The following is a 14,681-nucleotide window of genomic DNA, read 5'->3' as shown; positions in this document are numbered from 1 at the left end:
TCTAGCGAGAGGATGCCAGCCGGATGGCACATGGCCTCATAGCCAGATAAACCGATATCGTCAATTGTTAGAACAAAGGGTTCTCAAACATGGATGACGCACACCCTACTGTTGGTTGTATATCCACTTTCAAGAGGCAGGCAGTACCGGCGTCCACCCACGCCACTGCGATCAGCCCGAAGCTCGACAGGGAAGCCAAGGGGTATTCAGGAATAACAACAAGAAGGCGGTCCGCCATGTTCAGACAATCGAAAATTCGCCAAGCTGGGCTCATTCTCTTCGCCACGACTCTGCTGCTGATCCTGCCGAACCTGACACGCTTGTTCGGCTGATTGCCGCTGTGGCGTCAACAGGCAACGCACAGGTAACCTGCTGGCCTTGATGGTTGGAGATTACCCATGCGCCACTGCCTTGCACTGTTAGCGTTACTCCTGAGCCTGCCGCTGTCGGCGGCGCAACTGCACCTCGAACTGGGCGCCACGTCGCGCCAATGGAGCAGTGCCGAGCTGCTGGCGCACCCGCAGGCTCGGCAGATCAGCATCGACCAGGACGTGTCCTATCAGCGGCCCATGCATTATCGGGCGGTGCCGCTGGCCGTGCTGCTCGAGGGGGTGAACGCCAGCGACCATCTGCAGGCGGTGGCCCTGGACGGTTTTGCTGCCGAAATGCCCGCCGCGCCGCTGCTGCAGCGCGGGCCGGCTCAGGCCTGGCTGGCCGTGGAAGACCCTGGCAAGCCGTGGCCGGCACTGGGCCAGGGCAAACCGAGTGCGGGGCCGTTCTACCTGGTGTGGACTGCACCGCAGGCAAGCGGCATCCGCCCGGAACAGTGGCCGTTCCAGATTGCCACGATTCGCAAGCTCGCCTCTGTCGAAGCGCGCTTTCCGGCGCTGCTGCCCGACCCCAAGCTGCCGGCCGACAGCCTGGTCCGCCAAGGCTTTGCCTTGTTCCAGCAAAACTGCCTGGCCTGCCACCGGCTCAACGGTGCCGGGGATGCGCAGCTGGGCCCGGACCTGAATGTGCCGCACAACCCGACCGAATATTTCCAGCCGGGGTATCTACGGCAACTGATTCGTGACCCGCAGAGCGTGCGGCAGTGGCCGCAGGCGAAGATGCCGGCGTTTACGCAAAGCGTGTTGAGCGAAGCAGAGCTGGACAGCGTGCTGGCTTATCTGGCGCACATGGCCAAGCGCAAGCCTTGAAAGCGGCGTACGCGGCTTCGCGGGCCTGCCCGTGAAGCCGGCAGCACGAGACACTCAGGCGATCACCCGCTCCTGCTTGACCCCCCACCCTTCCACCTCGCCACCATAGGGCGATACCAGCTGCTCGAAAGTCTCTTCGAAGTCGCCTATCCCACCGTAGGTGGCGTACATGACCTTGCTCAGTTCCAAATGCCAGGCGCCGTCGTCCAGTTCCTTGACCTGGGCATTGAGGGACTCGCCGCGAAACTGGCCGGCGGCGCGACGGGCGCCAGCCTCGTCGGGGAACACCGCGTAGAACTCGATGGGGTGGATCTGGGTGAAGTCGAAACCGCCTGCTTTCATCTGGCGCAGGACGTTGCTGCTGATATCGTCGTTCTGGCTGCTCATGAATCGTCCTCCTGAATAATGCGATGGATAGACTTTCCGTGCACTACGCACCTGCCGGCAGCGGCCGGGCAGTTCGAGCTGATGCAAGACGCGAAGAGATGCGGTGCCAACCTGCGGAACAACAGGCACCTTCCACCAGCGTAGTGCCTGCCTCGGCACCACGCAAACGTACAGGTCAGGGCGCTTCGTGGATACTGGTGATGGTCACGCCGCTCTGCTCCTTGAGCCAGCGGGCGGTGGGAGAAATGCTGCGGTCCTGGAAGTCGTTGAGGTCCAGCTCATCCATCACCGGGAACAGCTGCGAGCGTATCGCCCGGGCGGCGTCCTCCTCACTGGGACGATGCTCGGCATGCAGCACCAGCGAGGACGGTTCGCCTTTCTGGTCGGCAAAGATGACTTCCCACTCTTTCATTGAACGAGCCCTCTCAATTCAAGGAACACAGGTGTGTGATGCCTGAATAAATGACCTTGGGCCAAGAAGAATGTTCAGTCGGGGAAGGTTTGAGGCGGGGCGATTGCCAGCCGGCCGGCCCCCACCGGGTAGTGCGCAGGTTGCGCACCGGTGGGCGCCGGCTTGCCGGCGAACAGGGCCGCAAGGCGGCCCTGATTGCAGCCTTACTTCGGGGTACCGTGCACTACACCGGCGGTGTTATCCAGCAGGCTCTTGGTCGCCGTCTGGATATACGCCTCGAGCTTCTTCAGCATTTCCGGCTGATCCGGGCTTTCGATCAGCTCGGCCTTGAACTCGCGCCCCAACTGGTAGCGGTACATGCGCGGGGTCATGTCCTTGGACTCGATCAGGATGCGGTCGCCCTGCACCAGGCCGACGATCTGTTCGCTGCCCGATGGCTTGATCATGCCCATGCCCGGGTCGCCCTCAGGCAGGTTGAGCAGGTCGCGGCCCCAGCACTGGTGGCGGGCCTGGCCACCCAGGCGGCCCATGATGGTCGGCACGATATCGACCTGGGTGCCCACGGTGTGGTTGACCGCGCCAAACTTCTCCTGGATGCCCGGGCCAATCAGCAGCAACGGCACGTTGAAGCGGCCCAGGTCCAGCTCGGTGACCTGCTGCTGGTTGCCAAAGCCATGGTCGCCGACGATGACGAACAGGGTTTCCTTGAAGTACGGCTGCTTGCGCGCCTTCTCGAAGAACTGGCCCAGCGCCCAGTCCGAATAGCGCATGGCGGTGAGGTGCTCGTCCAGGCGGCCTTGGCCGGTGACCTTCTCCACCGGCAGGTCCTTGGGCAGCGCATACGGTGTGTGGTTGGACAGGGTCTGCAACAGTGCGTAGACCGGCTTCTTGCCGTCGTGCTTGGCCAGCTCTTCGGCGCCACGGTCGAACATGTCCTGGTCGGACACGCCCCAGGTCGGGTCGGAGAACACCGGGTTGACGAAGTCGTTACGGCCAATGAAGGTGGTCATGCCCTGGTTGCCGAAGAACCCGGACTGGTTATCCCAGGCGAAGTCGCCGTTGTAGACGTACATGTCGTCGTAGTCGCGGGCGCTGAGCAAGGCCGGCAGGCCAGACAGCTTGTGGCCGCCTTCCGGGGTCTGCATCAGGTATTCGAAGCCTGGCAGGTTGGGGAAGCAGGCCATGGTGGCGAACATGCCCTGGTGGGTATGGGTGCCGTTGGAGAAGAAGCGGTCGAACAGCAGGCCCTCTTTGGCCAGCTTGTCGAAGTACGGGGTGATGTTGTTGGGGCTGCCCAGCGCGCCCACCGAGTGGCCGGCAAAGCTTTCCATCAGGATCACCACCACGTTCTTGATCGGCAGGGTGCGCTCGGCCGGCGGCGTGAAGTCACGGCGGATGGCAGCCTCGTCGGCGTCGACCAGCGTGTCGTTGGCGGTCAGCAGTTGCTCACGCACGCTTTGCGTGGCCACGTCCTGCGGCAGTACCGGCTTCCAGATGTTGGCGCGGTCCTCGCCGAAGCGGCTCTTGGCGGCATCGATCAGGGTCAGGGTGCCGTTCAGGCCCAGCTGGTTGACGAAGTTGGAATCGGTGGTGAAGGCATCACCCCAGCGCATCGGCGGGCCCTGGCGCAGGGTGCCACGCGCGGCGACCACGGCCAGCAGCAGGATCACCATGAACACGGCCAGGCGGTTGTACCACGGCGCCACGCGGCGCTGCAGGGTGACTTCGCCGTTGCCCGCGCCGTGGGTGATGCGGTCGATGCCCTTGAACAGCAGGCTCAGCAGCCAGGTACCGAACAGCCAGGCCAGCAGGTAGCGCACCACCGGGAAGCCGTACCAGAGCATGCTCAGCACGGTCTTCGGGTCTTCCTTGATGTACTGGAAGACCAGGCCGTTGAGGCGCTGGTGGAACTCGCGGTAGAAGTCCATTTCCATCAGGCCGAGGAACATCACCACGCTGGCGCTGATGGTCAGCCACAAGCGGAACACCCCGCGCCGGGCCATGGCCCAGGGGCTGAGGATGGCCAGCAGCAGCGGAATGCTCAGGTACACCACCACCCGCAAGTCGAAGCGCAGGCCGTTGAGGAAGCCTTCGGCGACAGTCGCATATGGGGTTTCGCCGATCATGTCGCTGTTGTAGACCAGCAGCGCCAGGCGCACGAGGCTGAGCATCAGCATGATCACCAGGCCGCTGAGCAGTGTGTAGGCCAGGTGGGATTTCAGGGTCGGCGGGAACGGCGCTCGCGCGCCCCGTTGCTTCAAGGCGTCAGGGTTGGCCATGAATGGGAAGGTCCTAGGATTGCGGTTTGCGGAGATGGCGCAGGTGTGAACCAACGCAGCATGGTGCGGGTGCGAATTCTGTTTAACCCAATGTGAAAATTTTGTCACGGGGGTGTTGCCGGTTTTGTCCGTTGCGGCGCTCAGATACGCACATTTCCCCGCGGCCCGGCTATCGCCCAGATCACCAGCCCCACTACCGGCAACAAGGCGATCAGCAGGATCCACAGCACCTTGATACCCACCTCGCTGGCACTTCTGACTACATTGAGAATGGCCCAGATATCCAGCGCCAGGATGATCAGCCCGACCAGGCTGTTGAACATCGACCCCATGGCAAAACTCCTGTCAAAGGCTTTGCTGCACAGCATAGCCAGCTATCACGTCGATAGAAGGGAATCCTTGGCCGTTTGCGCAGGTCACTGCATAAACTGGCCCATCCACTGATTTCGAGGTTGCCATGCCACCCGCACACACCCACAGCATCGCCCCGCCGTCAGGCATCAGTGCCTGGCGCCAGCAGATCAACAACAGCCCGTGGATCGGCGCCGGCCTGGCGCTGAGCCTGCTGGCAGTGCTGGTACTGCTGGGGGCAAGCCTGTGGAACGCGATCCACGGCGACCATGCTCAGCACCTGCACCTGGCGGCGCTGGGCGGGCTGTCCGGCTTCGGCGCGACCGCCCTGGGTGCGGTGCTGGCGGTGGTCCTGCGTGACGTCAGCACGCGCAGCCAGGACGTGATGCTGGGCTTTGCCGCTGGCATGATGCTGGCAGCCAGCTCGTTCTCACTGATTCTGCCGGGCCTGGACGCTGCCCGGGAAATCACCGGCAATGGCCCTGCTGCGGCCCTTACCGTAGTGCTGGGCATGGGCCTTGGCGTGCTGCTGATGCTCGGCCTGGACCGCTTTACCCCGCACGAGCACGAAAGGGTCGGCGTGGCCGGGCCGGAAACCGAGCGGTTCAGCCGGGTGTGGCTGTTCGTGCTGGCGATCACCCTGCATAACCTGCCCGAAGGGATGGCGATTGGCGTGAGCTTCACCAACGGTGACATGAACATCGGCCTGCCGCTGACCACCGCCATCGCCATCCAGGACATCCCCGAAGGCCTGGCCGTGGCGCTGGCCTTGCGGGCCACCGGGTTGTCGAACCTGAAAGCGGCCCTGGTGGCGATCGGGTCGGGGCTGATGGAGCCACTGGGCGCAGTGATCGGCCTGGGCATCTCGACCGGCTTTGCCCTGGCCTACCCGGTCAGCATGGGCCTGGCGGCGGGAGCGATGATCTTCGTGGTGAGCCATGAGGTGATTCCCGAAACCCACCGCAACGGGCACCAGACCACGGCGACCCTGGGGCTGATGGGTGGGTTTGCGGTGATGATGTTTCTGGATACGGCGCTGGGCTGAAGTCATCAGCTGCCTGGGCCGGCCTCTTCGCGGATAAATCCGCTCCTACAAGGATATCAACGGGCCTGTAGGAGCGGATTCATCCGCGAAGGGGCAAAAGGTGCCGTCAGACATGTACCGCTACCTTCAACGCTTCCAGGGCAGGCTCGACCTTGATGCCCACTTCCGCCCCCAGCTCCAGCACCCGTGCCAGGTCGTTCTGCCCCACCATCACCATCTGCAACTCGTCATCCAGCAACTGGCTGAAATTGAGCAGTACATAACCCCCTGCTTCTTTGTTCAGCGCGCCCATTTGCACCTGGATACGGTTGAGCGCGGTCAGCGGCTCGGTGCGGGCCAGCTGCTTGGGCTTGAGGGTGAACGGTACGCTCTGGTCGAACGAAGCACTGATCTGCTCGAACAGCTCCTGGTAACTGTCGGCCTGGAACACCACGGTGTCCGGCAGGCTGCCCAGCACCACCCATTCGCCCAGCGGGATAGGGAAGCTGTCGTCGTAGTTGATGTCGGGGTTGGCGGCGAGGAAGGCGGCCGGGTCGGCGTAGGCCTGTGCGGCTTCGTCGGCGATGCGCTCGATGTCCTCCTCGCGCATGCAGCCAGCGCCAATGAGGCTGATGAATTCGAGCAACTGAGTTTTCATGAAAGGGGCCTGCGACGGGTGAAAAGTCGCCAAGGATAGCCGCAAACGCCCCCTTGCGGTTAGCCGGCCAGCGCTTGCAGCCGTGCTGCGGTATCCACTGCGCCCATGGTTTGCGCCGCCATCAGCGCGGTGGCGCCGCGGGCATCCTGGCGCGCCGGGTCGGCGCCCTGGGCCAGCAGGTAATCGAGGATTTCGCCGCGGTTGAACATGGCTGCCAGCATCAAGGCGGTGCGGCCATCCTGCGCGGCGGCATCCACCGGCACGCCATGCTCGAGCAGCAGGCGGATCATGGCCAGGTCGCCCTTGAACGCGGCGCCGGCGATGGGCAACTGGCCGTTGTCATTGGCAATCAGCGGGTCGGCGCCGTGTGCCAACAGCACCCGCACGGCGTCGTGATGACCGTGGTAGCTGGCCAGCATCAGCAAGGTGTCGCCCTTGTGATTGCGCAGGTTGGCCGGCAGGCCGCTGGCCAGCAGGCGCCCGAGCATCTCGGCATCGCCCTGGCGGGCACGGTCGAAGACCTGCTCGGCGAATGCGGCCGCCTCGTCTTCGCTCATGGTGGTGGGTGCGGCTTGGGTGGACATCGGGAACCTCCTGGCATCAAACATTGCCCAAGTGTTTGTCAGGCCCCGGTTGCCGGTCAAAGGTTCAGTTTCTATCGAGCCGATAGGCAACAGGCTGACCGTGCAAAATGCACTGTGCAAAATGCACGACCTTGCAGATTGCACGGCCCACCATTTCAAAAACTACACTAACCCTCTGATTTTAAACGGTTTTTGCAAAACAAAACTCTTGGCACGTTCACTGCAATCTACCTGTTCACGATTGCTACCAAACCTGCCAGGAGTTGATATGGACCTCATCCAGGAAAAGTTCGTCTCGGTATTTCCAGCCTACCAGGTCACTACCCAGCCCCGCCCGGACGGCGGCATCCTGCTGACCCTGCGCGCGGCCGACGGCAAGGTGACCCGTCGGGTGCTGACCTACGGCCAACTGCATAGCGCCGAACAGCTGTCGTGGGCGATCAGTGCCATTCGCCGTGACCTGGCCGAGCAGGCCAGCGAGTTGCCGGTGATTTCCATGCTGCAGAGCCAGCAGCGCTTTGCCTTGCCAACTTACCGCTGAGTCTTGGATGGGCGTTACCGGCCGCTTCGCGGGAAAGCCGCGAGCGGGCCGGTAATACCCTCACAACTCGTCGATACCAAGAAATGCCCTGGCGCTTTCATCCCCGGTAAACCGCGGCTGCGCGCCTTGCTCGCTAGCATACAGGCGCAACGCCAGGCAAAACGGCGTATCACCCAGTTCCACCCAGCGCCGAGTACCGGCCGGCACCACCAGCTGGTCGCCCTTCTCGCACAGCAGCGAATACACCCAGTCGCCCGCACGCAGGCCGACCTGGGCACGCCCGCTGATCATGGCAAAAACCTCGTCGGCGTCATGCACGTGTTCATCACGTATGTCTACCTGCGCCGGGTCGGCGCCGTCACGGTTGAGCACCACGAAGGCTTTGCTGCCGTGCGCTGTCATCAACCGGTCCAGGTGCTCCCGGCAGGCGCCCAGCACCTCTTCGTGGGCCGTGCCCGGGCGCACCCGCAGGCCAGTTTCGGCATGGGCAAATCGCACGCCCTGTTCGGCCAGGGTGGCGGCGATGTCATCGTGATGGGTCAGCACCTTGTTCGGCAGTTCCGGGCTGGAAGTGTGGAAAACGCTGAGAATGCTCATCAGGGGCGGGTCCTGGTCGGTGGCGAACAAAGGGCAATGATAACGGCTGCGGCCAAGGCTGCGGCACTGGCCATACCAAAGGTGAAGGTGGGCCCCAGCAGGTTCCAGCTATAGCCCGAATACAACGCCCCCAGCGCCCCGCCAGTGCCGGACAGCGCCGCATACAGTGCCTGGCCCTGGCCCTGCTGGCGGGCGCCGAAGCTGGCCTGGACGAAGGCGATGCTGGCGGCGTGGAAGCAACCGAAGGTGGCCGCATGCAGCAACTGGGCGAATACCAGCACTGCCGGCTCGCTGGCCAGATTACCCAGCAACAGCCAGCGCAGCGCCGCCAGCACGAAGCTGGCCAACAGCACCCGCTGCACGGAAAAGCGCGCGAATACCCGGCTCATGAACATGAACACCAGCACTTCGGCCACCACGCCAAGGGCCCACAACAAGCCGATGGCACCGCGGCTGTAGCCCAGGTGTTCGAGGTGCAGGGTGAGGAAGGTGTAGTAGGGCCCGTGGCTGAGTTGCATCAACGCCACGCAGGCATAGAACGCGATTACCCCGGGGGCACGCAACTGCTGCAGGAAGCCGCCGGCGCTGCGGCGCTCGCCCTGCTCCAGCGGCTGGGCATTGGGCACCCACAGGCTGGCGGCGACGATCCCGGCCATGATCGTGACCAGGGCCACCGGGTAGATATCCAGGCTCAGCCACTCGAACAGCCGGCCCAGGCCGACCACGGTGAGGATGAAGCCGATCGAGCCCCACAGGCGTACCTGGCTGTAGCGGGCGGTTTGCCCGTGCAGGTGGGCCAGGGTGATGACTTCGAACTGTGGTAGCACCGCATGCCAGAAGAACGCATGCAGGGCCATGACCAGCGCCAGCCAGGCATAGCTCTTGCCGAAGAAGATCAGGGCGAACGTGGCCAGGGTCGACAGCGCGCCCAGGCGCACGATCAGCAGGCGCTGGCCGGTGCGATCGCCCAGCCAGCCCCACAGGTTGGGGGCGACGCAACGCATCAGCATGGGGATGGCCACCAGCTCGCCGATGCGCGCCGCAGAGAAGCCCAGGTGGTCGAAGTACAGCGCCAGGAACGGCGCGGTGGAACCGAGCAGGGCGAAGTAGAACAGGTAGAAGCTGGACAGGCGCCAGTAGGGGATTGGTTGCTGCATGGGATGCCCTTGTGGGGGCCTGTGCCGGCCTCTTCGCGGGCGCGCCCGCTCCCACAGGGAACCCACAGACTCTGAAAGCGGTGATGAACCTGTGGGAGCGGGCATGCCCGCGAAGAGGCCGGTACTGGCGAATCAGAGCTGGCCGAGCACCGGGGTATTCACCTTCACATCGACATTCTGCGCGCGGTGGCGCAGCAGGTGGTCCATCAGCGCAATGGCCATCATCGCCTCGGCGATCGGCGTGGCACGGATGCCCACGCACGGGTCGTGGCGGCCTTTGGTGATGACGTCCACCGGGTTGCCGTCGATGTCGATGGAGCGGCCCGGGGTGGTAATGCTGGAGGTTGGTTTCAGCGCCAGATGGGCAACGATCGGCTGCCCCGAAGAGATGCCGCCGAGGATGCCGCCCGCGTTGTTGCTGAGGAAGCCTTGCGGGGTCAGCTCATCACGGTGCTCGGTACCGCGCTGGGCCACGCTGGCGAAGCCGGCGCCGATTTCCACGCCCTTGACCGCGTTGATGCTCATCAGCGCGTGGGCCAGCTCGGCATCCAGGCGGTCGAAGATCGGCTCGCCCAGGCCCGGCATCACCCCTTCGGCGACCACGGTGATCTTGGCGCCTACCGAGTCCTGGTCACGACGCAGTTGGTCCATGTAGGCCTCCAGCTCCGGCACCTTGCTCGGGTCGGGGCTGAAGAAGGCGTTCTGTTCCACCGACTCCCAGCTCTTGAACGGAATCTCGATCGGCCCCAGCTGGCTCATGTAGCCACGCACGGTGATGCCCTGGGTGGCCAGGTACTTCTTGGCGATGGCGCCGGCGGCCACGCGCATGGCGGTTTCGCGGGCCGAGCTGCGGCCACCGCCGCGATAGTCGCGGATGCCGTACTTGTGGTGATAGGTGTAGTCGGCGTGGGCCGGGCGGAACAGGTCCTTGATCGCCGAGTAGTCCTTGGACTTCTGGTCGGTGTTGCGGATCAGCAGGCCGATCGAGCAGCCGGTGGTGCGGCCTTCGAACACGCCGGAGAGGATCTCCACCTCGTCGGCTTCCTGGCGCTGGGTCGTGTGCCGGCTGGTGCCGGGCTTGCGCCGGTCGAGGTCGTGCTGCAGGTCGGCCAGGGAAATTTCCAGGCCCGGTGGGCATCCATCGACAATGGCGACCAACGCCGGGCCATGGCTCTCGCCAGCGGTGGTGACAGTGAACAGCTTGCCGTAGGTATTGCCGGACATGGACGCTCCGCGAGATCTGCCTGAAGTGAACGAAAGCGGCAGTATACAGATGGAATGCCCGCCTGTGCTGGGCATCGTGAACCCGTGGCAGCGGGTTTACCGGCGAAGAGGCCGAGCCTGCCCTGCCCAGGCCGAGAACCTTCCCGTGGACATAGGGTCAAACTGACATCTCCCCACTGTAGTACCGCATGATGTCGCGCCTCGTCGCTTTGTTGTTCCTGCTGTGCACCAGCCTGGCCCAGGCCGCCCCCACCGTGCTGCAACGCCCGATCGACCTCGATACCGGCCAGGGTGTGCTGCACGGCAGCCTGCTGCTGCCACTGCAGGCCACCCCGCCGCCAGTGGTGCTGATCATCGCCGGCTCCGGCCCCACCGACCGCGACGGCAACAACCCGGCCTCGGGCCGGGTCGACAACCTCAAGCGCCTGGCCCTGCTGCTGGCCAACGAACACATCGCCAGCGTGCGCTACGACAAGCGCGGGGTGGCCGCCAGCCAGCCGGCCACCCCCGACGAGCGTGACCTCAGCGTGGAGCGCTACGTGGCCGACGTGGTCGCCTGGAGCCACAAGCTGAAGGCCGACCCACGCTTTGGCCCGCTGATCCTGGTCGGCCACAGCGAAGGAGCGCTGATCGCCAGCCTGGCCGCCGAACAGGCCGGTGCCAGCGCGGTGATTACCTTGGCCGGCAGTGGCCGGCCGCTGGCCGAAGTGCTGCGCGAACAGCTGGCCCAGCGCCTGCCGCCAGCGCAACTGGCCGGTAGCAGTGCCCTGCTCGACCGCCTGCAGGCCGGGCAAACCAGCCTGGAAGTGCCGGCACCGCTGCGCCAGGTGTTCCGCCCCAGCGTGCAGCCCTACCTGATTTCACTGTTCCGGCAGAACCCGGCTGCGGCGTTTGCCCGCCTGCCCATGCCGGCACTGATCGTGCAGGGGCGCAACGACGTGCAGGTGGACGTGGACGACGCCGAGCGCCTGAAGGCGGCCAAGCCGGATGCCCAGCTGGTGCTGATCGACGGCATGAACCATATGTTGCGCATCAGCCCCAAGGGCATGAGCCAGCAGCGCGACAGCTACCTCAACCCCGAGCTGCCGCTGGCGCGCGAGCTGGGTGAGCGGATCGTGACGTTCATCCAGCATTTGCCTTCGGCGTGAGGTAACCGGGCTCAGGTCTCGGGCCTGCCTGCCGATACAGCAGGCATAGCCGAGGACTAGCCCTGATGACCACCACCCCCGCCGCCGCCGAACCGGCCGAAGAATCCCAGGAAAGCCCGGCCCTGCCCTGGGCCGAGCTGACCGTCGAACACTTCCAGCTGCTGCGCCTGGCTGCCCTGCCCACCGACCGCAGCACCGGTGCACGGCCGCTGCGCTTCGTGCAGTTCGGCTATGCCGAGCGCCACGACAAGGCCCACAGCCTGCTGCGCATGGAAATAAAACTGCCAGGCCAGAAGGTGCACAAGGAACAGAACCGCCTGGACATCCGCGTCGACCATGGCGAACGCCTGGTACGTATTGGTGCCGAAACCGGCCTGCAACTGGAACCCTTGAACCGTGGCCTGGGCCGCTTCCTGCTGGCCCAGGCCGTGCAGTGGCTGCAGCGCAAGTGGTCGCATTACCGGGTCGAGGGCATGGCGCTGCCGAGCAAGGATGCGCTGAACGAAGACTCGCGCCTGCGCCGCGACCACTGCCTGCGCGGGGTCGGCATCGAGGTGGAGTACGAGGACGGCCAGCACCTGAAAGGCCGTACCGTGGAAACCACGGTGAGCCAGCTCAAGGGGGCCTGGAACAGCGAGCACGTGCAGCGGGTGGAGATCCTCGATGCGGCCAGCCTGCTGCAGCAGGCGGACCAGCAGTTGCAGGAAAAGGAAGCGCAACTGCGTGAGCGCGACGAACGCGTTGCCAAGTACCAGCGCGAAGACAGCGGCTTGCGCTTTACCATCACCTGCCTGGTGGCCTTTGCGGTGTTCCAGGCGGGGTTGCTGATCTGGATTGCCACGCGCTGACAGCGCCCCGCCTGGCCTTTGGTGCTCGGTGGGAATTGGGCCGCTTTGCGGCCCATCGCGACACAAGGCCGCCTACAGGAGACCGCGTAGCACCGGGATGACGGTATCCCTGTAGGAGCGGCCTTGTGTCGCGATGGGCTGCAACGCAGCCCCAATGAATCAGACCCGGGCCTTGAACAGTTGCTGATGCTGGCGGCACTGCTCGGCAGTCAGCATGAACACCCCATGCCCGCCGCGCTCGAATTCCAGCCAGGCGAAGTCCACCTCAGGGTACAACGCCTCGACATGCACCTGGCTGTTGCCCACTTCGACAATCAGCAAACCCTTGTCGGTCAGGTGGTCGGCCGCTTCGGCCAGCATGCGCCGCACCAGGTCCAGGCCGTCGTTGCCACAGGCCAGGCCCAGCTCAGGCTCATGGTGGTACTCGGCCGGCATGTCGTCGAAATCCTCGGCATCGACATACGGCGGGTTGGACAGGATCAGGTCGAAACGCTGCCCTGGCAAACCGGCAAAACCGTCGCCCTGCACCGTATAAACGCGCCCGTCCAGGCCGTGCCGCTCGATGTTCTGGTTGGCCACTTCAAGCGCATCGAACGACAGGTCGGCCAGCACCACCTCGGCGTCGGGGAACACATCGGCGGCAACGATACCGATGCAGCCCGACCCGGTGCACAGGTCGAGAATGCGCGCCGGCTCGCTGGCCAGCCACGGTTCGAAGCGTTTCTCGATCAGCTCGCCAATCGGCGAACGCGGCACCAGTACACGCGGGTCGACGATGAACGACATGCCGCAGAACCAGGCCTCGCCCAGCAGGTAGGCAGCCGGCACGCGCTCTTCGATACGGCGCTTCAGCAGGTGCTGCAGGCGCACCCGCTCATCGTCCTCGAGGCGGCAGTCCAGGTAGCTGTCGGCCACCTCCCACGGCAGATGCACTGCGCCCAGCACCAGCAGGCGGGCCTCGTCCCAGGCGTTGTCGGCACCGTGGCCGAAGAACAGGTCGTGCTCGTGGAAGCGGCTGACCGCCCAGCGGATGTAGTCGCGCAGCGTGCGCAGACGGGATGTGATCACGGGGTACTCCTAATTCAGACCGGACAAAAGTCTAACAGCCCCGACCGCACATTTGTTCCCTCGGATCGCCTGCCGGCCGGCCACAGGCCAGTAATCATGCCGCTTGCATTGTCAACCATTCCCATTGGCGCCAAGGCAGGGGAGAATAGGTATACAAAAGCCCTACCCAAGGAGCCCTTGATGTCCGTTCCAACCACGATGTTCCGCCTCACTGGCCGCGATTACCCGCCGGCCAAGCTGAGCCACGCCAGCCTGATCATCATCGATGCGCAAAAGGAGTACCTCAGCGGGCCCCTGGCGCTGTCGGGCATGGACGAGGCCGTGGCCAACATCGCCAGGTTGCTCGACGCCGCGCGCAAGAGCGGCCGTCCGATCATCCATGTTCGCCACCTGGGCACCGTCGGTGGCCGCTTCGACCCACAGGGGCCGGCCGGCCAGTTCATTCCGGGGCTGGAGCCGCTGGAAGGCGAAATCGTCATCGAAAAGCGCATGCCCAACGCGTTCAAGAACACCAAGCTGCACGAGACCCTCCAGGAACTGGGCCACCTGGACCTGATCGTGTGCGGTTTCATGAGCCATTCCAGTGTCAGCACCACCGTGCGCCGGGCCAAGGACTATGGTTACCGCTGCACCCTGGTGGAAGACGCTTCGGCGACCCGCGACCTGGCATTCAAGGATGGGGTGATCCCGGCCGCGCAAATTCACCAGTGCGAAATGGCCGTGATGGCCGACAACTTCGCTTGCGTGGCCCCTACCGCCAGCCTGATCTGAACGCGATAAAGGGCCCCAGGTCGAATTCCGGATATCCACAGAGGAGAGCGGAATGAAGCTCAAAGGCAGTTTCGACGCCAAGCGCCTGCGCCCGCGCGAACCGCGCAACTGGGGGGCGCGGCTGGCGGCCGGCCTGGCGGCCCTGTTGGCGACGCTGGGCGTGCTGCTGGCAATGGCCGGTGTCGCCGGCCTGCTGGGCAACTACCCTGCCCTGGCGGAACTCAATGCCAACAAGCCGTTGTCCGGCATGTTGAGCGTGGCGGGCTTGCTGTTGCTGTGGCTGGGCGTGCGCTTCTGGCGCCGCAGCCGCATTCGCCTGCGGCGTGGGCGCGAGCTGAACCTGGCGCCGCACCTGATGAAGAAGCACGATTGACCGCCACGCTACGTAGGCGGTCTTTGTCGGAGCGGCCTTACGTCGCGAAAGGGCCGCAAC

The 14,681-nt window shown here is 64.6% G+C and carries 17 protein-coding genes; 7 read left to right on the top strand and 10 right to left on the bottom strand.

Translation table 11 applies throughout. The features are described from left to right. The first annotated feature begins 398 nt into the window (after positions 1 to 398). Positions 399 to 1,199 (top strand): c-type cytochrome, encoded by an 801-nt coding sequence (locus ACJA3S_RS07095; protein ID WP_406821305.1) that lies wholly within the window; start codon positions 399 to 401, stop codon positions 1,197 to 1,199. Positions 1,200 to 1,253: 54 nt separating this feature from the next. On the opposite strand, the gene ACJA3S_RS07090 is transcribed toward ACJA3S_RS07095, so the two are convergent. The 4 genes from ACJA3S_RS07090 to ACJA3S_RS07075 all read right to left on the bottom strand — a co-directional run bounded on the left by ACJA3S_RS07090 (position 1,254) and on the right by ACJA3S_RS07075 (position 4,609). After that, positions 1,254 to 1,586 carry a ribonuclease E inhibitor RraB gene (locus ACJA3S_RS07090; RefSeq protein WP_406821304.1) on the bottom strand — a complete coding sequence of 111 codons (333 nt, stop codon included), beginning with the start codon at positions 1,584 to 1,586 and terminating at the stop codon, positions 1,254 to 1,256. Positions 1,587 to 1,761: 175 nt separating this feature from the next. Continuing rightward, entirely contained in the window at positions 1,762 to 1,998 is a 237-nt protein-coding gene (locus tag ACJA3S_RS07085) for a hypothetical protein (protein ID WP_406821303.1), read from the bottom strand. A gap of 203 nt (positions 1,999 to 2,201) precedes the next feature. Then, complete coding sequence (locus tag ACJA3S_RS07080) at positions 2,202 to 4,277, bottom strand: LTA synthase family protein (RefSeq protein WP_406821302.1); 2,076 nt, start codon at positions 4,275 to 4,277, stop codon at positions 2,202 to 2,204. Between the two features lie 140 nt (positions 4,278 to 4,417). After that, positions 4,418 to 4,609, bottom strand: coding sequence for a PLDc N-terminal domain-containing protein (locus tag ACJA3S_RS07075; protein WP_170028853.1), 192 nt, complete (start codon positions 4,607 to 4,609; stop codon positions 4,418 to 4,420). Between the two features lie 125 nt (positions 4,610 to 4,734). On the opposite strand from ACJA3S_RS07075, the gene ACJA3S_RS07070 reads away from it, so the two are divergent. Beyond that, positions 4,735 to 5,673 carry a ZIP family metal transporter gene (locus ACJA3S_RS07070; protein ID WP_406821301.1) on the top strand — a complete coding sequence of 313 codons (939 nt, stop codon included), beginning with the start codon at positions 4,735 to 4,737 and terminating at the stop codon, positions 5,671 to 5,673. A gap of 106 nt (positions 5,674 to 5,779) precedes the next feature. On the opposite strand, the gene ACJA3S_RS07065 is transcribed toward ACJA3S_RS07070, so the two are convergent. Both ACJA3S_RS07065 and ACJA3S_RS07060 read right to left on the bottom strand, forming a co-directional pair. Continuing rightward, positions 5,780 to 6,310, bottom strand: coding sequence for a hypothetical protein (locus tag ACJA3S_RS07065; RefSeq protein ID WP_186688992.1), 531 nt, complete (start codon positions 6,308 to 6,310; stop codon positions 5,780 to 5,782). Between the two features lie 59 nt (positions 6,311 to 6,369). After that, positions 6,370 to 6,894, bottom strand: a complete 525-nt coding sequence (locus ACJA3S_RS07060; RefSeq protein WP_406821300.1) for an ankyrin repeat domain-containing protein — start codon at positions 6,892 to 6,894, stop codon at positions 6,370 to 6,372. A 268-nt stretch (positions 6,895 to 7,162) separates the two neighbouring features. Between ACJA3S_RS07060 and ACJA3S_RS07055 the strand changes: the two genes are divergently transcribed. Then, positions 7,163 to 7,435, top strand: coding sequence for a DUF3509 domain-containing protein (locus ACJA3S_RS07055; protein WP_170028849.1), 273 nt, complete (start codon positions 7,163 to 7,165; stop codon positions 7,433 to 7,435). A 60-nt stretch (positions 7,436 to 7,495) separates the two neighbouring features. Here ACJA3S_RS07055 and ACJA3S_RS07050 read toward each other — a convergent pair whose 3' ends face one another. The 3 genes from ACJA3S_RS07050 to aroC all read right to left on the bottom strand — a co-directional run bounded on the left by ACJA3S_RS07050 (position 7,496) and on the right by aroC (position 10,413). Further along, on the bottom strand, positions 7,496 to 8,032 hold the full coding sequence (locus ACJA3S_RS07050; RefSeq protein WP_406821299.1) for an oxidase: 537 nt from the start codon (positions 8,030 to 8,032) through the stop codon (positions 7,496 to 7,498). Continuing rightward, positions 8,032 to 9,189, bottom strand: a complete 1,158-nt coding sequence (locus ACJA3S_RS07045) for an MFS transporter (protein WP_406821298.1) — start codon at positions 9,187 to 9,189, stop codon at positions 8,032 to 8,034. Before ACJA3S_RS07045 ends, ACJA3S_RS07050 begins: the two co-directional genes overlap by 1 nt. 132 nt (positions 9,190 to 9,321) lie before the next feature. Beyond that, positions 9,322 to 10,413 (bottom strand): chorismate synthase, encoded by a 1,092-nt coding sequence (gene aroC, locus ACJA3S_RS07040; RefSeq protein WP_406821297.1) that lies wholly within the window; start codon positions 10,411 to 10,413, stop codon positions 9,322 to 9,324. A gap of 188 nt (positions 10,414 to 10,601) precedes the next feature. Here aroC and ACJA3S_RS07035 point away from each other — a divergent pair, with 188 nt between their 5' ends. Continuing rightward, complete coding sequence (locus ACJA3S_RS07035; RefSeq protein ID WP_406821296.1) at positions 10,602 to 11,561, top strand: alpha/beta hydrolase; 960 nt, start codon at positions 10,602 to 10,604, stop codon at positions 11,559 to 11,561. 65 nt (positions 11,562 to 11,626) lie between these two features. Beyond that, a complete protein-coding gene (locus ACJA3S_RS07030) occupies positions 11,627 to 12,409 on the top strand; it encodes a hypothetical protein (protein WP_406821295.1) in 783 nt (260 codons plus the stop codon). Between the two features lie 159 nt (positions 12,410 to 12,568). Here the strand turns inward: ACJA3S_RS07030 and prmB are convergent, their stop codons facing one another. Then, on the bottom strand, positions 12,569 to 13,477 hold the full coding sequence (prmB, locus tag ACJA3S_RS07025) for a 50S ribosomal protein L3 N(5)-glutamine methyltransferase (protein WP_170028843.1): 909 nt from the start codon (positions 13,475 to 13,477) through the stop codon (positions 12,569 to 12,571). A gap of 180 nt (positions 13,478 to 13,657) precedes the next feature. Between prmB and ACJA3S_RS07020 the strand changes: the two genes are divergently transcribed. Further along, a complete protein-coding gene (locus tag ACJA3S_RS07020; protein ID WP_063911663.1) occupies positions 13,658 to 14,248 on the top strand; it encodes a cysteine hydrolase family protein in 591 nt (196 codons plus the stop codon). 52 nt (positions 14,249 to 14,300) lie between these two features. Further along, entirely contained in the window at positions 14,301 to 14,621 is a 321-nt protein-coding gene (locus ACJA3S_RS07015) for a hypothetical protein (RefSeq protein ID WP_406821294.1), read from the top strand. The last annotated feature ends 60 nt before the right edge of the window (positions 14,622 to 14,681 follow it).

Origin of the sequence: Pseudomonas sp. KnCO4 (assembly GCF_045344305.1) — a bacterium.
GTDB lineage: Bacteria > Pseudomonadota > Gammaproteobacteria > Pseudomonadales > Pseudomonadaceae > Aquipseudomonas > Aquipseudomonas anuradhapurensis.
This window is presented reverse-complemented; position numbering and strand designations above follow the sequence as displayed.